The sequence below is a fragment of the Pedococcus cremeus genome, assembly GCF_900111375.1.
Lineage (GTDB): Bacteria > Actinomycetota > Actinomycetes > Actinomycetales > Dermatophilaceae > Pedococcus_A > Pedococcus_A cremeus.
On the sequence record NZ_FOHB01000001.1, the window covers coordinates 324984 to 344880 of the forward strand.

Sequence of the window (19897 nt, forward strand, 5' to 3'; positions counted from 1 at the left end):
CCGGCCCACGCGGCACACAAGTTCTCGAGGAGAGGTCAGCCGACCCCGAGGCGGGAGAGGATGATCTGGCGGGCCTTGCCGGCGTCGGCCTGGCCCTTCATCTCCTTCATGACCTGGCCGATGAGGGCACCGGCGGCCTGCACCTTGCCACTGCGGACCTTCTCCGCCACATCGGGGTTCGCCTCGATGACCTTGTCGACGGCGGCCTCGAGGGCGTCGTCGTCCTGCACCAGCTCGAGCCCGCGGGCGTCGGCGACCTCCACCGGCGAGCCCTCGCCCGCGATGACCCCGTCGAGCACCTGGCGGGCCATCGAGTCGTTGAGGCGGCCGTCCTTGACCGTCCGGTCGAGCTCCGCGACGTGCTCGGGCGTGACGCCGAACTCGTCGACGCCCTTGCCCTCGGCGTTGGCGCGGCGGGCCAGCTCACCGGTCCACCACTTGCGCGCACCGGCCGGCGTGGCACCGGCCTCGACCGAGAGCTCGATGAGCTCGACGGCGCCGGCGTTGACGACGTCGCGCATCTCGAGGTCGGAGTAGCCCCAGTCCGCCTGGAGACGCTTGCGGCGCTGGGCCGGCGGCTCGGGCAGGGTCGTGCGCAGCTCGTCGACCGTCTCGCGGGCCGGGGCGACCGGCACGAGGTCCGGCTCGGGGAAGTAGCGGTAGTCCTCGGCGTCGGACTTCTCGCGACCACTGGTGGTCACGCCGGTGTCCTCGTGCCAGTGGCGGGTCTCCTGGGTGACCTTGTCGCCGCCATCGAGGATCGCCGCCTGGCGGCAGATCTCGTACCGTACCGCCCGCTCGACCGAGCGCAGCGAGTTGACGTTCTTGGTCTCGGTGCGGGTGCCGAGCGGCACGTCGTCCTGCGCCTGGCCGTCGGCCGCCTTGGCGCGCAGCGAGAGGTTGGCGTCGCAGCGCAGCGACCCCTGCTCCATGCGGACGTCGGAGACGTGCAGGGCGCGCAGCAGGTCGCGCAGCGTGGCGACGTAGGCCTTGGCGACCTCCGGTGCCCGCTCGCCGGCGCCCCTGAGCGGCTTGGTGACGATCTCGATCAGCGGGATGCCGGCACGGTTGTAGTCGACGAGCGAGTACTCGGCGCCGTGGATGCGACCGGTGGAGCCGCCGACGTGCAGCGACTTGCCGGTGTCCTCCTCCATGTGGGCGCGCTCGATCTCGACACGGAAGACCTCGGTGCCGTCCCCCGAGGCGGCGGGGATCTCCACGTCGAGCCAGCCGTTGAAGGCGATCGGCTCGTCGTACTGCGAGGTCTGGAAGTTCTTCGGCATGTCCGGGTAGAAGTAGTTCTTCCGGGCGAAGCGGCACCACTCGGCGATCTCGCAGTTGAGTGCCAGGCCGATGCGGATGGCCGACTCCACGGCCTTCTCGTTCACCACCGGCAGGGCGCCGGGCAGGCCGAGGCAGACCGGGCAGACCTGGGTGTTGGGCTCGGCCCCGAACTCGGTGGCGCAGCCGCAGAACATCTTGGTCTTCGTGTTGAGCTCGACGTGGACCTCGAGGCCCATCACGGGGTCGAACTTCTCGAGCGCCTCGTCGTAGGACAGGACGGGCTCGGTGGTGGCGGTGCTCATGCCGCTCACGCTCCCTTCGCGGTCAGCTCGGGTGCCGTCGCCAGCAGCGGACCGCCCCACTGGTCGACGAGCAGCTTCTCCAGCACGGCGCCGACCCGGTAGAGGCGGGCGTCCTCGGTGGCCGGGGCCAGGATCTGGATGCCGGTGGGCAGGCCGTCCTCCTCGGCGACGCCGCTCGGCAGCGACATGCCGGGCACGCCGGCGAGGTTGGCCGGGATGGTGGCGATGTCGTTGAGGTACATGGCCATCGGGTCGTCGAGCTTCTCGCCGAGCCGGAACGCCGTCGTCGGCGCGGTGGGGCTGACGAGCACGTCGACCTTGTCGAACGCCGCGGAGAAGTCGCGCGAGATGAGCGTGCGCACCTTCTGGGCCTGGCCGTAGTAGGCGTCGTAGTAGCCGGAGCTCAGCGCGTAGGTGCCGAGGATGATGCGGCGCTTGACCTCGTCGCCGAAGCCGGCGTCGCGGGTGGCGGCCATGACCTGCTCGGCGCTCGGGTCGTCGACGCCCTCGGGCAGCACCCGCAGGCCGTAGCGCATCGCGTCGAACTTGGCGAGGTTCGACGACGCCTCGCTGGGGAGGATCAGGTAGTAGGCAGCGAGCGCGAAGTCGAAGCTCGGGCAGGAGACCTCGACGACCTCCGCGCCGGCGTCGACGAGCAGCTGCACCGACTCCTCGAAGCGGGCGCGCACGCCGGGCTGGTAGCCCTCGCCCCCGAGCTCCTTGACCACGCCGATGCGCATGCCCTTGACGTCGCCGCGGCGGGCCGCCTCGACGACCGGCGGGGCGGGCGCGTCGATGGAGGTCGAGTCCATCGGGTCGTGACCGCCGATCACCGAGTGGAGCAGCGCGGCATCCAGCACGGTGCGCGAGCAGGGGCCGGCCTGGTCGAGGCTGGAGGCGAGCGCGACGAGGCCGTAGCGGGAGACGCCGCCGTAGGTGGGCTTGGTGCCGACGGTGCCGGTGACCGCGGCGGGCTGCCGGATCGAGCCACCCGTGTCGGTGCCGATGGCCAGCGGCGCCTCGAAGGCCGCGACGGCGGCGGACGACCCGCCCCCGGAGCCGCCGGGGATGCGCTCGAGGTCCCACGGGTTGCGGGTGGGGCCGTAGGCGGAGTGCTCGGTGGAGGACCCCATGGCGAACTCGTCCATGTTGGTCTTGCCCAGGATGGGCATGCCGGCCGCGCGCAGGCGGCTGACGAGCGTGGCGTCGTAGGGCGGGATCCAGCCCTCGAGGATCTTGGAGCCGCAGGTGGTCGGCAGGCCCTTGGTGGCCATGACGTCCTTGACGGCGATCGGCACGCCCGCCATGACGTGCAGCTCCTCGCCGGCGGCGCGGCGGTCGTCGACCGCACGGGCCGCGGCGAGCGCGCCCTCGGCGTCGACGTGGAGGAAGGCGTGGACGTCGCCGTCGACGGCGGCGATCCGGTCGAGGTGGGCCGAGGTGACCTCGACGGAGCTGACCTCGCGTCGGGCGAGCGCGTCAGCGATCTCGGCCGCGCTGGAGCGGATGATGTCGGTGCTCACGGGTGGTGGTGTCCTGTCGGTGCGGAGGTCAGTCTTCGGCGAGGATGCGCGGCACGGAGAAGCGCTGCAGCTCCGAGGCGGGGGCCATCGCGAGCGCGGCGTCGGCCCCGAGGGAGGGTCGCACCTCGTCGGGCCGCGTCACGTTGGTCAGCGGCATCGGGTGCGACATCGGCGGCGCGTCCTCGGCGCCGGCCTGCTGCACCTTGGCGACCGACTCGAGGATCACCGAGAGCTCGCCGACCATCTTGTCGAGCTCCGCGTCGGAGAGGTCAATGCGGGCGAGGCCGGCGAGGTGCGCGACGTCATCCCTGGACAGTGAAGACATGGGTGCCAGTCTATGGGCTGGCTCACAGGTCACCGGCCCGCGGTCCCGCCCGCCTCTAGGCTGCGCGCATGACTGCCGTCCCGACCCCGTTGTTCACCGCCATCGACCATGTCGGCGTCGCCGTGGCCGACCTCGACGAGGCCATCGCGTTCTACCGCGACACCTACGGCATGACGCTGGCCCACGAGGAGGTCAACGAGGAGCAGGGTGTCCGCGAGGCCATGATGGCCGTGGGCGACTCGGGCTCCTGCATCCAGCTGCTGGCCCCGCTCTCGCCGGAGTCGACCATCGCGAAGTTCCTCGACCGCTCCGGCCCGGGCATCCAGCAGATGGCCTACCGGGTCGAGGACGTCGACGCCGTCAGCGCGGTGCTGCGCGAGCGGGGCGTGCGCCTGCTCTACCCCGAGGCCAAGCGGGGCACGTCGGACTCGCGGATCAACTTCATCCACCCCAAGGACGCGGGAGGCATCCTCGTCGAGCTGGTCGAGCCGGCCGGGGACGCGGCCCACTAGACCAAGCGCTCGGCCCACTAGACCAAGCGCTCGGCCGACCGGCCCCGAGGGATCGGCCCACAGCTCGTCAGCTCAGGTCCCCGCGACCTCGGCGCTCGGGGGCGCGTCATCGGCCTCGGCCAGCGCCAGAACCACGAGCGCGGCGGTCCAGGCCAGCGGTCCCGGCCCGGCGGGCTTCCCCCGCGCCGTCACCTTCTCGGGCAGGCTGCCCCACGGCGTGCGGTGGTCGTCGAGCCAGTCGAGCCAGTATGCCGCGGTGCCCTCACGCCCCGACGCTGCCGCGGTGTAGGCGACGAGGGCCGTCTCCGGGGTCCACGAGACCCCGTCCTGCTTCCACGAGGTGCCGGGCGCCAGGCCTCCGGCGGTCCGCAGCGCCTCGACCTGGTAGCGGGTCCAGGCCGTGACGACCCCGTGGCGCTCCGGCACGAACGGCGGCATGAGCATGGCCACCGCCGCGTCGAGCCCGCCGCTGCCGCCGTACCGCTGGTACCCCGACCCGAAGTGGCGGTCCACCTGACGGGCCAGCCGCGTCGCGGCCGCTCGCACCCGGTCACCGCGCTGCGCGAGGCCGCGCGCGGCATACAGGTCGGCGCTGTGGCCGAGGCCGGAGAGCACGGGCGCCGCCGTGCCGAGCGTCGTGCGCCACTCGCTCACCTCCCAGTAGTCCGGCGAGTCGGGGGGCAGCCGGCGGCCGTCGTCAGTGACCGCGAGCAGGTGGTCGGTGCAGCGGTCCTGCAGACCTGCGAAGGAGTCGGCGAGGGAGCGGTCACCGGCGGCGTGCACGCGCTCGAGGGCCCAGAGCACCCAGCCGCAGCCGTCGAGCTGGGGCTCGCGGTCGTCGGGTGGCCCCGACCCGTCGAGGCGGTAGCGGGCCTCGAAGCCGCTCTCGGGGTCGAGCGGCAGCCGGTCGAGGAAGCCGAGCACCCGCTGCGCCTCCTCGGGGTGTCCGGTCTCGGCGAGGGCGACCGCGACGAACGCGCTGTCCCGGGGCCAGACGTACTGCCACCGGTCGGCCGCCCCTGCGAGCACCGCACCGTTCGAGCGCACCAGCTCGCGCAGGTCGGACAGCGCCCGGCGCGACATGCCCTCCCAGCGGGTCCCGCGGCCGGGGACCCGGCCGGCCGCGAGCCACGCGTCGGTGGCGGCGGAGGCGGCTGCCCCGGCACGGGTGGCGGTGTCCGGTACCCAGGACGACGGCGTGATGAGGATCGGGTCGACGGCGAGCTCCGACGGGCCGAAGGCCAGCGAACCGGTGCCGAGCACCGCTGCGGCGGCCACGACGGCGCCTGCAGCCCTGACTGCTCTGCGCACCCGTCACCACCGCCCGTCTCGTGCTGCCCATGATCGGACGCTTCTGCCCGAGGCCCCCGATTATGGGTGGCGCGACGCCCCAGCCGGCCGGAGTTGCCCGACAAACCTGCTGCGTTCACCGAAAAGCCTGCGGCGCGGGCCGTTCCGGGTGTCACGTGAGACAGGTCACCGCGTGACCGCCGTCTCAAACGCCGCTCCGCCACGAGGAGGCCGCACTAGGTTCGGCGCAACCTGTCCGCTCCATCAACGCCGAGGAGTTCCCCGTGATGCAGGAGATCCGCGACGCCATCCTCTCGGGCGACCGCACGAAGGAGACGTATGCCGGTCTGGCCGTCCCCGAGACCTACCGCGCCGTCACCGTCCACAAGGACGAGGTGGACATGTTCGAGGGCCTGGCCAGCCGCGACAAGGACCCCCGAAAGTCACTGCACGTCGACGAGGTGCCGGTGCCCGAGCTGGCGCCCGGTGAGGCGCTCGTGGCCGTGATGGCCAGCGCCATCAACTACAACACGGTCTGGACCTCGATCTTCGAGCCGGTCTCCACCTTCGGCTTCCTCGAGCGCTACGGCCGCACCTCCGAGTACGCCAAGCGCCACGACCTGCCCTACCACGTCGTCGGCTCCGACCTCGCCGGCGTCGTGCTGCGCACCGGCCCCGGCGTGCACAAGTGGAAGCCGGGGCAGGAGGTCGTGGCCCACTGCCTCTCCGTCGAGCTCGAGAGCGCCGACGGCCACAACGACACGATGCTCGACCCGGAGCAGCGCATCTGGGGCTTCGAGACCAACTTCGGCGGCCTCGCCGAGCTCGCGATCGTCAAGACCAACCAGCTGATGCCCAAGCCCGACCACCTGACGTGGGAGGAGGCCGCCTCCCCGGGCCTGGTGAACAGCACGGCATACCGCCAGCTCATCTCGCGCAACGGCGCGGGCATGAAGCTCGGTGACACGGTGCTGATCTGGGGCGCCTCCGGCGGCCTCGGCTCCTACGCGACCCAGATGGCCCTCGCCGGCGGCGCGACACCGGTGTGCGTCGTCTCCTCCCCCGACAAGGCGGAGATCTGCCGCGCGATGGGCGCCGAGCTGGTCATCGACCGCAATGCCGAGGGCTACAAGTTCTGGAAGGACGAGACGACCCAGGACCCCAAGGAGTGGAAGCGCCTCGGTGCCCGGATCCGTGAGCTCACCGGGGGCAAGGACGTCGACATCGTCTTCGAGCACCCCGGCCGCGAGACCTTCGGCGCCTCGGTCTACGTCGCCCGCAAGGGCGGCACCATCGTCACCTGCGCCTCGACCAGCGGCTACATGCACGAGTACGACAACCGCTACCTCTGGATGAGCCTCAAGCGGGTCATCGGCTCCCACTTCGCCAACTACCGCGAGGCGTGGGAGGCCAACGACCTCATCAGCCGCGGGCTGATCCACCCGACCCTGTCGAAGACCTACACGATGGAGGACGTCGGGCAGGCCGCCTACGACGTCCACCGGAACCTGCACCAGGGCAAGGTGGGCGTGCTCACCCTCTCTCCGGAGGCCGGGTTGGGCGTCACCAACGAGGCCAAGCGCCAGCAGCACCTCGGCGCGATCAACCGCTTCCGCAACGCCTGACGAGCAGGACCCGCGCGTCTCGCGGGTCCTCCCGTGACGGACCTCCCGTGGCACTAGGCTCGCCGCGGGAGGTCCGTCATATGTGGGATCGGTGGAGGGAGTTCCGGCGCCGCCAGCGCGAGGCACTCCGGGAGAGCAACCGGCCGTGGGGTGAGGTACCCGGACAGGTCGGCGAGGAGGACGTGCGCCTGCAGCGCGACCTGCTCTCCACGGTGCTGCCCCCGGTGGAGGGTGCCAACAGGCCCGCGCCGGCGCCGGCACCCGAGGGCGAGGCCGCCGGGCCGCCCGCTCCCGCTGAGGGAGCGGAGGAGGTCGCTACCCCGGAGGTCGCCGCCGACGAGCGCCGCTTCGGCCGGGCCGGTCGCCCGCTGAACCGCCAGTCGCCGTTCTACGTCGGCTTCGTCGGCGCGTTCGGCGTCATCGTCGCGCTCGGGCTCTGGCACCTCATCGGCCGGCTCGGCACCGTCATCACGCTGGTCGTGGTGGCGATGTTCCTCACCCTCGCGCTCGACCCGATCGTGTCGTTCCTGACCCGTCGTGACATCAAGCGCCCGGCCGCCGTGGCCATCGTCTTCGCCGGGGTCGTCGTGATCTTCACGCTGCTCGGCCTGCTCGTCGTGCCGCCCGTCGTCGACCAGGGCACCCAGCTGGTGCAGGAGGCGCCGAGCTACGTCAACCACGTCCTCGACAGCCGAGTCGTGCGTCAGGTCGACCGCGACTACCACCTGGTCGACAAGATCTCCCAGGAGTTCAACAAGCGCATCACCGACAGCACGTTCCTCAGCCAGGTCTTCGGCGGCGTGCTGGGCGCCGGGCGCGCGGTCCTCACCGGCGTCTTCCAGTTCTTCACCGTGCTCATCCTGACGCTGTTCTTCCTCGCGAACCTGCCCAAGGTCAAGGGCGCCGCCTACGGCATGGTGCCCGCGTCCCGCCGCCCGCGCGTGATCTCCCTGTCGGAGGAGATCATGCGGCGCACCGGCTCCTACGCCATCGGACAGGTCGCCGTGGCGACCATCAACGCCTGCTTCAGCTGGCTGATGATGACCATCGTCGGCATCCCGTATGCCGCGGTGCTGGCGGTGCTCGTCGGCGTCCTCGGGCTCGTGCCCATGGTGGGTGCCTCGCTCGGCGCCGGGCTGGTGTGCACGGTCGCCCTCTTCGACGAGCCGCGCAAGGCGATCATCGCCCTCATCTACTACATCGTCTACCAGCAGGTCGAGAACTACCTGGTGGTGCCGCGCATCATGCAGCGCACCGTCTCGGTGCCCGGTGCGGTCACGGTCGTCGCGGCCCTCGCCGGCGGCACGCTCCTCGGCATCCTCGGCGCCCTGCTCGCCATCCCGATCGCGGCCGGGCTGCTGCTGCTCTACGAAGAGGTGCTGCTCCCCCGCCAGCACCGCCACTGACCGTGTGCAGCCGCGGATGCGGACTCACCTCGCGGCGTGGGCGTTCTCGCTCGGGCGACGGAACAGCTCGTGCCAGCGGACCCGGTGGCCGGTGATCACGAGCGCCCGCTGGTAGACGGCCGACCCGGCATACACCAGCAGCACCGCCGTGCCGGCGGTGAGCGCCATGGCGGTCACCAGCTGCCAGACCGGCACCTCGCCCCCGGACCACCGGATGGGCATCGCCATCGGCGCGCTCAGCGGGAACATCGAGATCACGGTGCCCCAGGCGCTCGAGGGGTCGCCCATCACGACGATGATGCTCAGCATGTAGCCGATCACCAGCACGGTGGTCACCGGCGCGACGGCCGCACTCGCCTCGGTGACCTTGTCGACCAGCGCTGCCGACGCGGCGAACAGGAAGGCGTAGACCGCGAACCCCAGCACGAACCACACCACGGCGAGCGCGAGGTCGCCGCTGGCCACGGACGGCAGGCCGACGTAGCCGAGCCGCACGGCGACCGCGAGTGGCACCCCGAGCACGAGCAGCTGCGCCAGCGTGGCGGCACCGACGGCGGAGACCGTGCCGACGAGCACCTGGCTGGGGCGCAGCACCGCGAGCAGCACCTCCGAGACACGGGTCGACTTCTCGACCGCGACGGCTGTCGAGATCGCGCTGCCCGCGAAGGTGAGGGCGAGGTAGAGGGCGATGCCGACCCCGAACCCGACGGCTGCCCGCTCGCTGCTGGCCACCCGGCGCACGGTCACCTGCTGTGGCGGCCGCACGGACGCGAGCGAGGCGATCTGCTCAGGGGTCAGCCCCGCTGCGCGCAGGCGGGCCGCCGACTCGAGGGTCACCACCGCCTGCGACACGAGGCCGGGGAAGGTCTGGTCGACCTCGCTCGCGGTGAAGAGGGTGCTGTCGGCGAGGCCCGCCGTGGCGTCGCCGTCGCGCACGGCCTGCCGGACGGCCGGGGCGTCGGCACGGGCGGTGTACTCGACCGTGAAGTCACCCCGCCTGGCGGCCGACTCCAGGGCGGCCCGCAGCGGCTGGGGCGCCTCCCCCACCGTGGCCAGGGTGTAGGTCGTGGGCTGGTCGAGGACGAGCCGCGGCACCACGACCGCCGCGGCCGAGGCGAGCAGCAGCAGGGCGGTGATGATCCGGTAGGTGCGTGAGCGGAAGGTCTCCAACAGGCTGCGCTGGGCCACCAGTCCGGTGCCTCGCCACCACGTCATCGGTGCACCTCCTCCGGCACGGGTTCGGCTGACACGGCCGCCAGGAACAGCTCCGAGAGGGTGGGCAGCTCGAGGCCGAAGTCGAGGACGCGACCACTCGAGCGCGCGGCGTCGAGCACGGCGAGCGGGTCGACGTCTGGCGGAACCGTCAGCCGCAGGTCGTCGGTGTGGTCGCTGACCACCCGCACCCCGTCGCCGGGCTGCTCGAACGGGCGCAGCCAACCGCGATCGGGCGACTCCACGTGGAGCCGCAGCCGGCGCTGGCCCGAGGCGGCCCGCAGCTCCGAGACCGAGCCGGCGAGCACGGTGCGGCCGTGGTCGACCATGACGATGTCCTCGCACAGGTCCTGCACGAGGTCGAGCTGGTGGCTCGAGAAGAGCACCAGGCAGCCGTCGGCCGCCCGCTGCCGCAGCATGGCCGACAGCTGCTCGACGGCCACCGGGTCTAGACCGGCGAAGGGCTCGTCGAGCACGACGACCCCGGGCGCGTGCACCAGCGCGGTCGCCAGCTGCAGCCGCTGCTGCATGCCGCCCGACAGCCGGTCGCTGCGCTCCTCCCACCGATCGCCGAGCTCGAGCTCGTCGAGCAGCGCGTGGGCACGAGCGGTGGCCTCGGTGCGCGAGAGCCCGTGCAGCCGGCCGAAGTGCACCACCTGCGCGCCGGCCGTCATCGCGGGATACAGACCACGCTCCTGGGGCATGTAGCCCCAGGACCGGCGGTCGTGCACGTCCTGAAGCCTCTGCGCGTCGAGCCAGACCTCCCCGCCGTCGGGGGTGAGCACGCCGAGCAGGATCCGCATGAGCGTGGTCTTCCCGGCTCCGTTGGGCCCGAGCAGTCCCGTCAGGCGCCCCGGCGGCACCGCGCAGGAGACGCCGTCGAGCGCCACCCGCTCCCCGAAGGCGTGCACCACGCGGTCGACCCGCAGCCCCGCTGTACCCACTGGCACGCGTCCACCGTCGCCCGGCCCCAGGGGTCGTCGACAGGGCCGAAGGTCTCGGCCCCGTCAAGTGCAGGTGTCGATGCGCGTTTGGGCAGGCTGCTCCTACGAGGAGAGGCGCGACCGGTCCTCGGCACGGACGAAGCGGCGCAGCACCTCGAGGAAGATCTCGGGTTGTTCGGAGTGCACCCAGTGGCCGGCGCCCTTGACCGTCACGCGCCGCACCCGGGGGAAGTACCGCTCCATCGCGGGGGCGAACTCGTCGCTGATGTAGGGCGACGTCTCCCCGGCCACCCAGAGCACCGGCCCCTCGTAGGGCGACGTACCGGCGAGGTCGTCCTCCGGCCAGCCACCGAGCTCGGCGAGGTCGCGGCCCAGGACCTCGAGGTTGGCCTGCCAGCGCCAGCCGTCGCCGTCGCGGCGCAGGTTCTGGAGCAGGAAGCTGCGCACGGTGGTGTTCGGCACGGCGTCGAGGAGCGCAGCGTCCGCCTCCGCGCGGGTCGTGATGGCATCGAGGTCCATGCCCTGCATCGCGTCGATGTAGCGCCGGAACTCACCCGCGTGGCCGCCGTAGTCGACCGGCGACATGTCCACGACGCACAGCCGCGCGACCAGCTCCGGGTGCCGCAGCGCGAGCACCATGGCGGCCTTGCCGCCCATGGAGTGCCCGACCAGGGTCACCGGGTCGTCGGCGTCGAGCAGCTGCGCCACCCGGTCGGCGACGTCGACGTAGTCGAACTCCTCCGGCCACGACGACCGGCCGTGGTGCGGCATGTCGACCAAGGTCACCCGGTGGTCGGCGGCGAGCTGCTTGCCGACCTGGGTCCAGTTCTTCCCCTGGCCGAACAGCCCGTGGCAGAAGACGACTCGTGACCCGTGGTCGCCGAGGTCGGTGGTGTGCAGGCTCATCGGATCGATCCCCGGGTGTGGCGCCGGTCCCTCGCGGACCAGCACGGTGAGTGCCAGTGGCGGCGGTCGTCGAGACCGCCCATCCCGTCGGCCGGCCACACCACGACGTGGGGCGTGCCCAGCGCGATGGTGTGCTGGCAGCCCGGGCACAGGTAGGCCTTGGTGGACCCCGCCCCGGTGACGCGGCGCACGAACCACTCGCCGCCGGCATACCCCTCGCGCCTCGTGAGCCCGCCGATCGCGCGGTCGACGTTCAGGGGAACGTCGTCGCGGCGGCGACGGTTCGCGCGGGGCATGTTCGCAATTCTCGCAAAGACATGGGTATGCCGCGTGGTCGGCTGCCGTGCGCTGGCCTCAGGCCCGCTTTGCTGCCACCTCCACCGCAGGCTCGGACGGCACCGGCGCCAGGGCCTCGCGCAGGGTGCCCATGGCCCGGTGTGCGGCGACCCGCACCGAGACCGCCGAGCAGCCGAGCACCTCGGCGATCTGGGCGTCGGGCAGGTCGTCGTAGTAGCGAAGGACGAGCACGGCCCGCTGGCGCGGCGGCAGCGTAGCCAGCAGCTGCCACATGTGGTCACGAGCCGCGAGGTCGGTGTCGTGCCCCTCGCCTCCCTGCCCGCGGCCGCGCCATTCGGCCGTCACGACGTCGTGCGAGACCACCTCGGTCGACGACTTCCGGCGCTTGCCCGAGATGAAGGTGTTGACCATGGCCCGGCGCACGTAGGCGTCCGGGCTGTCGGCGTGGTTGACGCTGCTCCACTTGAGGATCACCTTGGCCAGCGTCTCCTGGAGCAGGTCCTCGGCGTCCTGGCGGTGGCCGGCCAGCGACAGCGCAGCGCCCATGAGCCGCGGCAGCGCGGCGTCGATCCAGGCCGCCGCGTCGACGGGCTCCTGCCGCTCCCCGCACAGCCCCACGGCTACTTCCCCTCCGCCGCGGGGAGGCCGGAGTCGCGCACCTTGCCGGCAACCAGGTCCGACAGCCGGATGGCCTCCGCCCTGGCCGTCGCCTCGGGCATCCCCATCACGACCACCGAGACGATGACGTCGCCCACGCGCTGCGACGCCAGGTGCACCGCCACCTGCCCGGGGGCCGAGCGCGAGAGCCAGGTGCGTGACGGGTCCGCGCCCGGCCAGGCGACCCTGGACTGCTCCGGCATCCACACGCAGAAGCCCTGGTCCTCCTGGAGGTCCCTGAACCTCGCTGCGCCAGTTCCCTTCTTCCACCCCGTGACGCTGATGGTCACGTTCGGGTCGTTGGCACCGCCCCCGCCCGACCAGGCGGAGTTCTGCGTTCCCGCAATGGGCAGCGGGCTGGTGTCGGCTGTCTCGCCCTTGGCCTCGGCGACAGCGGTCGAGTCGCAGATCTGGGCACCGGAGGCGGCCGGCGTGCGCGGGCCGGTGATGGGGGCCCCGCCCTTGTAGCTCACGCCATGGCCGAGCTGCTCGACGGTCGGGTAGACGTCGCCGAAGTCGTAGGCGTTCGCCCAGCCGTTGAGCTCCTTGGTGACCACGCCGGGCGCGGAGGCCGCGTTGGGCGGCTCGGTGCTGGTCCCCAGGGCCGCCCCCTCGGCCGGTGGGAAGCCTCTCAACCCCGCGGCCGCGCGCTCTGCAAGGTCCGTGGCTGTGGCACGGGCCCGCGCCACCGAGTCGGCGTGGGCGAAGGCGCTCACGAGCAGGTCCCCGGTCTGGATGACGGCCAGAGCGCGCGGACGCAGGAGCTGGTCGCCGTCGCCGACCCGCGAGGAAGCCAGCAGGTGCCCGTTGTCGGGCTTGCCCGGCCAGGCCACCGGCTCCACCCCGTCGCCGAGCTGGCACTCGAGCCGGTGGTCGAGCAGCTCCTTCATGGCCTGCTCACCGGTGCCGGTCGTGAAACCGGCGATGCTCAGACCGGCCAGCCACCCGCTGTCCTTGGCGTCGGTGAGCTGCCACTCGCGTCCGGCCACCGGCTTGCGCACATCGCCGGTCCAGTTGCACCCGCCGAGGTTGCCCATCAGCTCGGGTTCGCTCGTCGGCATCGCACCGGTCATGTCCCTCAACCCCGACGGCAGCGGGGTCGGCAGGACATCGGGGATCTCATAGGCACTGCCGTCGGGAGCAGGCGTGGCGGACGACGTGGCACCGGCCCCGTTCGACACGGACGACACCGGTGCGGGCGCGCCGGTGACCGCGGGCCGGCTCTCGGTGGCCGATCGGGTCGGGCCGGCCGGTCGCAGCCGCGAGGTCGTCGGACCGGTGGCGCCCGACACCAGCACCACTGCCGCGACGACCGTGGCCGCGACCAGGGCACCACCCGCTCCCCCGAGCGTGACCCGCTGGCGGTGGCGGCGACGGAGCCGCGCAGCCTCCGCGGTGGCGGCGGCATGCACCCCGGTGAGGTCACGACGCCCCTCGCGTCGCGCCTCCTCGAACACCTGCCGCAGCAGGTCCTCCAGCTCGTTCTCGTGGTGGTCGCTCTGCACGACGCCGCCCCCTGTCCGTTTCCTCCCGCTCCGCGCGGCTCCACCCTCCCAGACGCGACGGAGGCGGTGGTCCGTTACAGGACCACCGCCTCAGGTGCCGCTCCCCGGTGTGCCGCGTGGGCGGCATACCGGGGTCAGCCCGGGTAACCGGGGTTGCTGCGGTCAGGCGTAGGTGCGGAAGCCGCGCCCGGTCTTGCGGCCGAGGTAGCCCGCCGTCACGAGGTGCTCGAGCAGCGGCGCGGGGGCGAAGCCGGGCTCGCGGAACTCGAGGTAGAGCTGGCGCTGGATCGCGAGGGCGACGTCGAGGCCGACGACGTCGAGCAGCTCGAACGGGCCCATCGGCAGGCCACAGCCGGTCTTCATGGCGGTGTCGATGGCATCGGCGGTGGCGTAGTTGGCCTCGAGCATCTTCACGGCGTCGTTGAGGTACGGGAAGAGCAGGGCGTTGACGATGAAGCCCGAGCGGTCACCACAGGTCACCGCGTGCTTGCCGACCTTCGCGCACAGGTCCTGCACGGTGGCGACGACCTCGGGTGCGGTCGAGACGGTGGAGACCACCTCGACGAGCTTCATGACCTGGGCCGGGTTGAAGAAGTGCATGCCCACGACGTCCTGCGGCCGCTTCGTGACGGCGGCGCACTCGACCACCGGCAGCGAGGAGGTCGTGGTAGCCAGGATGGCGCCGGGCTTGCAGATCTCGTCGAGGTTCTCGAAGAGGGCGCGCTTGACGCCGAGGTCCTCGACGACGGCCTCGACCACGAGGTCGACGTCGCGCAGGTCGTCGAGCTGGGCCGTGCCGCTGACGTGGCGCAGCGCCTCGTCGCGGGCCTCCTCGGTGAGCTTGCCGCGCTGCACGGCCTTCTCGAGGCTCTTGGTGAGCGCCGCCTGCACGGCCTCGACCTTGGTCTCGGAGCGGGCGACGAAGACGACGTCGTAGCCGGCCTTGGCGAAGACCTCGACGATGCCGGTGGCCATGGTGCCTGAGCCGACCACGCCCACCCGGCTCACCGTGCGCTTCTCGACGCCGTCCTCACCGTCGGGGCGGGGGGTCAGCTGGTCGGTCGCGACCTGCGAGGAGTCGGGCTCGGCGTAGGTGTAGAAGCCGCGGCCGCTCTTGCGACCCTTGAGCCCGGCGCTGACCATCTGCTTGATGATCGGGCTGGGGGCGTGCAGGCGGTCGCGGCCCTGCTTGTACATCGTGTCGAGGATCTCGTAGGCGGTGTCGAGGCCGATGAGGTCCATCAGCGCCAGCGGACCCATGGGGTAGCCGCAGCCGAGGCGCATGGCCGCGTCGATGTCCTCACGGCTGGCGTACCTCGACTCGAACATCGAGACGGCGTGGTTGAGGTAGCCGAAGAGCAGGGCGTTGGCGATGAAGCCGGCCTTGTCGCCCACGACCACCGGCTGCTTGCCGAGGCGCTGCGCGAGGCCCGTGACGTCCTCGAAGACCTCGTCCTCGGTGACGACGGTGCGCACGACCTCGACGAACTTCAGCACCGGAGCCGGGTTGAAGAAGTGCATGCCGACGACGCGCTTGGGGTTGTTGGTGGCCACCGCGATCTCGGTGACCGGCAGGCTCGAGGTGTTGGTGGCCAGCACGGCGTCGGGCGCCACGATGCCGTCGACCTTGGCGAAGATCTCCTTCTTGAGGTCGAGCTGCTCGGGCACTGCCTCGACGACCAGCTGGCAGTCCTTGAGGTCGCCGAGGTCGGAGGTGAAGGTGGCCCGGCCGATCAGGGCGGCCTGGTCCTCGGGCGTGAGCTTGCCGCGGCTGACCGCGCGGTCGGTGGAGTGCTGGAGGTGGGTGCGGCCGCGCTCGACCGCCGCGTCGTCCACGTCGACGGCGATGACGTCGAACCCGTTGCGGGCGAACACCTCCACGATGCCGGCGCCCATGGTGCCGAGTCCGATCACGCCGACAGTGCTGAAGTCACGAGCCATGCGGCGAGTGTGTCAGAGCCGGTATGCCGCGGGGAGACCCCCTCGGCGTGACCCTCCCCACCCCTCCGGTGTCGGCGGGGACGCTCACCAGGTGAAGCCGGCGGCGAGCAGCGAGGACTCGGCGGTGAAGCGCTGGTCGCTGGTCAGCGGGGTGTTCACCGGGTCGCTCTTGTCGGGCACCGGCACCTCGAGGCTGCGGCAGCACTCGAGCAGGACGTAGTCGTAGGCCGCCGTGGTGGCCCGCAGCCGCATCGCCTTGGCCGGCAGGTCGCTGGCGTCGATCCGCTGCATCTCGGCGCCGAGCCGGCGCAGCTCGAGGCCGAGCAGCACGGGCGGGATGGGCTCGTGGAGCGGGAGCCGGCGCTCCCTGGCGGCCTCGAGGCGGCGGGCCAGGCTGACGAAGGGCCACTTCGCCCGGCCGGTCACGCCCCAGAACAGCGCCGAGGCAGCCGTGTAGAACACGGTCACTGCGACCGTGGACCCGACCACGTACTCAGCGAAGGGCGCCATCGACCTCTCCTTTTCCCCGTCAGTGTCCCCTCGGGTGGTCGAGCCGTGCAACGGGCCCTCTGGCCCGGGTTAGGGTGTGCGACTGTGCGTCTGGTGATTGCGAAGTGCAGCGTCGACTACGACGGGCGGCTGAGCGCCCACCTCCCGCTGGCGACCCGGTTGCTGCTGGTCAAGGCCGACGGGTCGGTGCTGGTGCACAGCGACGGCGGCTCGTACAAGCCGCTGAACTGGATGTCGCCGCCGTGCGCGATGGCCGAGCTGTCGCCCGAGGAGCACGAGGCCGCCGACGGCGTCTCGCTCGTGTGGCAGGTGCAGCACGCCAAGTCCGACGACCGGCTCCGCGTGCTCATCCACGAGGTGCTGCACGACAGCTCCCACGAGCTCGGCGTCGACCCCGGGCTCATCAAGGACGGCGTCGAGGCGCACCTGCAGAAGCTGCTCGCCGAGCACATCCACACCCTCGGCGACGGCTGGACCCTGGTCCGGCGCGAGTACATGACTGCCATCGGCCCGGTCGACATCCTGTGCAAGGACCACCTCGGCGGCTCGGTGGCCGTGGAGATCAAGCGCCGCGGCGACATCGACGGCGTCGAGCAGCTCACCCGCTACCTCGAGCTGATGAACCGCGACCCGCACCTCGCCCCGGTCACCGGCATCTTCGCCGCCCAGGAGATCAAGCCGCAGGCGCGCACGCTGGCCCAGGACCGCGGCATCCGGTGCGTCACCCTCGACTACGACGCCCTGCGCGGCATCGACGACACCACCACCAGGCTGTTCTAGCCTCCCCTCCGCCTCCACGGTCGAGGTAACAGCGCGCGGGATCCCCGGCGCGTTCACCTCGACCCGGTGGAGGTCAGCGGAGGGCGACGAGCTCGAGGAGCCTCGCCGCCTCGGCCTGAACGGCGTCGCGGGCCGGCCCGAGGTACTTGCGGGTGTCGACCAGGCGCGGGTCGGCGCCGAGCCGCTCGCGCACCGCCGCCGTGAAGACCGCGTTGAGGTGGGTGGCGATGTTGATCTTCGTCATGCCTGCCCGCACGGCCGCCGCGATGCCGTCGTCGGGCACTCCTGACGAGCCGTGCAGCACCAGCGGCACGTCCACCTGGCCGCGGATCTCGCCGATCAGCGCGAGGTCGAGCTCGGCGGTGCGCTCGGTCATGGCGTGCGAGCTGCCCACGGCCACCGCGAGCGCGTCGACGCCGGTGTCGCGCGCGAAGGCGGCCGCCTCGTCGGGGCGGGTGCGCACCCCCGGTGCGTGCACGCCGTCCTTGCCGCCGATCTCGCCCAGCTCGGCCTCCACGCTGACGCCGGCGGCGTGACAGCGCTCGACCACCGAGCGGGTCACCGCACGGTTCCGGGCGTCGTCGAGCTTCGAGCCGTCGAACATCACCGAGGTGAAGCCCAGCCCGAGGGCCTCGTCGACCAGCGGCTCGCTGACGGCGTGGTCGAGGTGCAGCACCACGGGCACGCCGGCGCGCTCGGCGAGCACGCGGGTGGCGCCGGCGATGGGGGCCAGCGACCCGTGGAATGCCACGGTGTTCTCGCTGACCTGCAGGACAACCGGCAGCCCGACCTGCTCGGCAGCGCGGGTCAGCGCCTCGGCGTGCTCGAGGTGGATGACGTTGAAGGCCGCCACACCCCGGCCCTCGGCACGAGCGTTCTCCAGCACGTCATGGAGCGGGGTGAGCACGGTGGTCCTCCTGGTGCGGTGCGGCGGTCGATGTGGTGGTCTCTGTCGTGGTCTGCTGCTCGACGCGGAGCCGGGTGCGCAACCCGTCGACGTCGTCGGGACGCACATGGCCGGCGAGCGGGTGCAGCACGGCGGCGGCTGACCACGCCACCGCGTCTGCGAGCGCATCGCGGGTGCTCCGGCCGTCCGCGAGGCTCGCTGCGAGGGCGGCCACGGCGGCGTCACCGGCACCGGTGGGGTTCCCGGTGAGGGCGCAGTCGAGGTGGGCCCGCCACACGTCGCCGTCGGCGGTGACGTCGAGGAGCCCCTCGGCCCCGGCGGAGACCACGACCTCACGCGCCCCCCGCTCGAGGAGCATGCGGGCGCCGGCCACCGGGTCCGGCTCGCCGGTGACCTCGACCAGCTCGTCGCGGTTGGGCTTCACCAGGTCGGGGGCTGCGGGCAGCGCCGACAACAGGGCGTCGGCAGAGGTGTCGACGATCGTGCGGGCGCCCGCCTCCCGCGCGAGGCGCACCACCGCGGCATACGCGTCGGTGGGTATGCCGGGTGGCAGGCTTCCCGAGGCGACGACCACCTCGGGGCGCACCTCCGCCAGCAGCGCGCGGAGGTCGGCGAGGAAGCCACGCCACTCCGCCTCGGTGACGGTGGGGCCGGGCTCGTTGAAGACGGTGGCGTCGCCGTCCGCCTCGGAGACCACGGCGACGGATCGACGCGTCTCCCCAGCCATGGGCGAGAAGCGGTGGACCAGGCCGCGGGCGTCGAGGTCAGCCCGCACCAGGTCGCCGGTCGTGCCACCGAGGAGCCCGGTCGCGACCACCGGCCGGCCCTGCTGGACGAGCACCGAGGCGACGTTCAGGCCCTTGCCCCCGCCCACCTGTGAGACCGAGCTGACCCGGTGGCTGGTGTGCAGCTCGACCCGCGGCACGAGGTAGGTGACGTCGAGAGCGGCGTTGAGGGTGACGGTGACGATCACGTGAGGTCCCAGGCGAGGCAGGCGGCGCCCAGGCAGCCGGCCCGGTCGCCGAGGGCGGCACGCGCGAGGGTCGGGGGCCGCTGGAAGGTCAGTGCCCCCGCGACCTCGCGTCGCAGGGGGTCGAGCAGCAGGTCGCCACTCTGGGCGAGTCCGCCACCGAGCAGCACCAGCTCGACCCCGGTGAGCGAGACCGCCATCACGACGGCCCGCCCGAGCGCGGAGACGGCGTGCTCCCACACCGCGGTGGCGACCGGGTCGCCCCGCGCCACCAGGGCTGCGATCCGCTCAGCGGTCACGCGGTCGGCGGGTGCTTCCTCGGAGGTGAGCCGCGCGGCATACGCCCGCTCTATCGCGGAGGCCGAGGCGACCGCCTCGAGGCAGCCCCTCGCCCCGCAGCCGCAGACCGGGCCGCCGGGCTCGACGACGACGTGGCCGAGCTCGCCGGCGTAGCCACCGGCCTGGAGAACCTGGCCGTCAACCATGAGCGCGCCGGCGATGCCGGTGCCGAGCGGCACGAACATGACGTTGTCCGAGCCCTGGGCCCCGCCCCACCGCGCCTCGGCCAGCAGGCCGGCCCGCACGTCGTGGCCCAGACCCACCGGTACGCCGAGGGCGGTCTCGAGCGGTGTCACGAGGTCGAGGTCGCGCCAGCCGAGGTTGGCCGAGTAGAGCGCCACCCCATGGGTGTCGTCGACGAGGCCCGGCACGACGACCCCGCAGGCACCCACCGTGACGGTGAGCCCCTGCTCGGCCGCCGCACGCTTCAGCTCGTGGACGGTGGCGGTCACCGCCTCCACCAACGCTGCGGCGGCACCGAGGTCTGCAGGAGTGGCGGTCGTCGTCGACACCAGCTCGCGCCCCTGGCGGTCGACGAGCGCAGCCTTGACGCGGGTGCCCCCGACGTCGACCGCGGCGACGGCCTCGCCCGCCGCCTGGGCAGCCGCCGTGGCGTCAGCCTCGACCCCGGCCCCGTGGCCGGGTGTGCGCTGCTCCCCCAC

General features: G+C 72.4%; 19 protein-coding genes. 4 read left to right on the plus strand and 15 right to left on the minus strand.

All coding sequences use genetic code 11. The features are described 5' to 3' along the window. Positions 1-35: 35 nt before the first annotated feature. Genes gatB through gatC form a run of 3 tightly spaced genes read right to left on the minus strand, consistent with a single transcriptional unit; the run spans position 36 to position 3434 of the window. The gene (gatB, locus tag BMW78_RS01475) at positions 36-1586 is read right to left on the minus strand and encodes an Asp-tRNA(Asn)/Glu-tRNA(Gln) amidotransferase subunit GatB (protein ID WP_091755699.1); all 1551 of its coding nucleotides are present in this window, start codon (positions 1584-1586) and stop codon (positions 36-38) included. 5 nt (positions 1587-1591) lie between these two features. Continuing rightward, entirely contained in the window at positions 1592-3109 is a 1518-nt protein-coding gene (gatA, locus tag BMW78_RS01480) for an Asp-tRNA(Asn)/Glu-tRNA(Gln) amidotransferase subunit GatA (RefSeq protein WP_091755701.1), read from the minus strand. Positions 3110-3137: 28 nt separating this feature from the next. Continuing rightward, on the minus strand, positions 3138-3434 hold the full coding sequence (gene gatC / locus BMW78_RS01485) for an Asp-tRNA(Asn)/Glu-tRNA(Gln) amidotransferase subunit GatC (protein WP_091755703.1): 297 nt from the start codon (positions 3432-3434) through the stop codon (positions 3138-3140). 68 nt (positions 3435-3502) lie between these two features. On the opposite strand from gatC, the gene mce reads away from it, so the two are divergent. Next, positions 3503-3946, plus strand: coding sequence for a methylmalonyl-CoA epimerase (gene mce, locus BMW78_RS01490; protein ID WP_091755704.1), 444 nt, complete (start codon positions 3503-3505; stop codon positions 3944-3946). A 72-nt stretch (positions 3947-4018) separates the two neighbouring features. On the opposite strand, the gene BMW78_RS01495 is transcribed toward mce, so the two are convergent. Beyond that, a complete protein-coding gene (locus tag BMW78_RS01495) occupies positions 4019-5224 on the minus strand; it encodes a glycoside hydrolase family 15 protein (RefSeq protein WP_091755705.1) in 1206 nt (401 codons plus the stop codon). Positions 5225-5523: 299 nt separating this feature from the next. Between BMW78_RS01495 and ccrA the strand changes: the two genes are divergently transcribed. Then, entirely contained in the window at positions 5524-6861 is a 1338-nt protein-coding gene (ccrA, locus tag BMW78_RS01500; RefSeq protein ID WP_091756495.1) for a crotonyl-CoA carboxylase/reductase, read from the plus strand. A gap of 80 nt (positions 6862-6941) precedes the next feature. After that, positions 6942-8267 carry an AI-2E family transporter gene (locus BMW78_RS01505; RefSeq protein WP_091755706.1) on the plus strand — a complete coding sequence of 442 codons (1326 nt, stop codon included), beginning with the start codon at positions 6942-6944 and terminating at the stop codon, positions 8265-8267. A gap of 24 nt (positions 8268-8291) precedes the next feature. Here the strand turns inward: BMW78_RS01505 and BMW78_RS01510 are convergent, their stop codons facing one another. The 8 genes from BMW78_RS01510 to BMW78_RS01545 form a co-directional block, all read right to left on the minus strand. Continuing rightward, on the minus strand, positions 8292-9482 hold the full coding sequence (locus BMW78_RS01510; RefSeq protein ID WP_091755707.1) for an ABC transporter permease: 1191 nt from the start codon (positions 9480-9482) through the stop codon (positions 8292-8294). Further along, the gene (locus tag BMW78_RS01515) at positions 9479-10429 is read right to left on the minus strand and encodes an ABC transporter ATP-binding protein (RefSeq protein WP_218144189.1); all 951 of its coding nucleotides are present in this window, start codon (positions 10427-10429) and stop codon (positions 9479-9481) included. Before BMW78_RS01515 ends, BMW78_RS01510 begins: the two co-directional genes overlap by 4 nt. A gap of 96 nt (positions 10430-10525) precedes the next feature. Beyond that, positions 10526-11329 carry an alpha/beta fold hydrolase gene (locus BMW78_RS01520; RefSeq protein WP_091755710.1) on the minus strand — a complete coding sequence of 268 codons (804 nt, stop codon included), beginning with the start codon at positions 11327-11329 and terminating at the stop codon, positions 10526-10528. After that, on the minus strand, positions 11326-11625 hold the full coding sequence (locus tag BMW78_RS01525; protein WP_091755712.1) for a hypothetical protein: 300 nt from the start codon (positions 11623-11625) through the stop codon (positions 11326-11328). The genes BMW78_RS01520 and BMW78_RS01525 overlap by 4 nt, the downstream gene beginning before the upstream one ends. 58 nt (positions 11626-11683) lie before the next feature. Next, a complete protein-coding gene (locus BMW78_RS01530; protein ID WP_091755713.1) occupies positions 11684-12244 on the minus strand; it encodes a SigE family RNA polymerase sigma factor in 561 nt (186 codons plus the stop codon). 2 nt (positions 12245-12246) lie between these two features. Continuing rightward, the gene (locus tag BMW78_RS01535) at positions 12247-13788 is read right to left on the minus strand and encodes a hypothetical protein (RefSeq protein ID WP_091755714.1); all 1542 of its coding nucleotides are present in this window, start codon (positions 13786-13788) and stop codon (positions 12247-12249) included. A gap of 162 nt (positions 13789-13950) precedes the next feature. Continuing rightward, positions 13951-15729 carry a 3-hydroxyacyl-CoA dehydrogenase family protein gene (locus BMW78_RS01540; RefSeq protein ID WP_091755715.1) on the minus strand — a complete coding sequence of 593 codons (1779 nt, stop codon included), beginning with the start codon at positions 15727-15729 and terminating at the stop codon, positions 13951-13953. Positions 15730-15813: 84 nt separating this feature from the next. Then, positions 15814-16239, minus strand: a complete 426-nt coding sequence (locus tag BMW78_RS01545) for a hypothetical protein (protein ID WP_091755716.1) — start codon at positions 16237-16239, stop codon at positions 15814-15816. 84 nt (positions 16240-16323) lie between these two features. On the opposite strand from BMW78_RS01545, the gene nucS reads away from it, so the two are divergent. Further along, positions 16324-17019 (plus strand): endonuclease NucS, encoded by a 696-nt coding sequence (gene nucS / locus BMW78_RS01550; protein WP_091755717.1) that lies wholly within the window; start codon positions 16324-16326, stop codon positions 17017-17019. 73 nt (positions 17020-17092) lie between these two features. Here nucS and BMW78_RS01555 read toward each other — a convergent pair whose 3' ends face one another. The 3 genes from BMW78_RS01555 to BMW78_RS01565 are packed head-to-tail and all read right to left on the minus strand — an operon-like array spanning position 17093 to position 19897. Further along, positions 17093-17926 (minus strand): class II fructose-bisphosphate aldolase, encoded by an 834-nt coding sequence (locus tag BMW78_RS01555; RefSeq protein WP_177180210.1) that lies wholly within the window; start codon positions 17924-17926, stop codon positions 17093-17095. Then, entirely contained in the window at positions 17907-18899 is a 993-nt protein-coding gene (locus BMW78_RS21120) for a 1-phosphofructokinase family hexose kinase (RefSeq protein ID WP_091755719.1), read from the minus strand. The genes BMW78_RS01555 and BMW78_RS21120 overlap by 20 nt, the downstream gene beginning before the upstream one ends. Beyond that, a complete protein-coding gene (locus BMW78_RS01565; protein WP_091755720.1) occupies positions 18896-19897 on the minus strand; it encodes an ROK family protein in 1002 nt (333 codons plus the stop codon). The genes BMW78_RS21120 and BMW78_RS01565 overlap by 4 nt, the downstream gene beginning before the upstream one ends.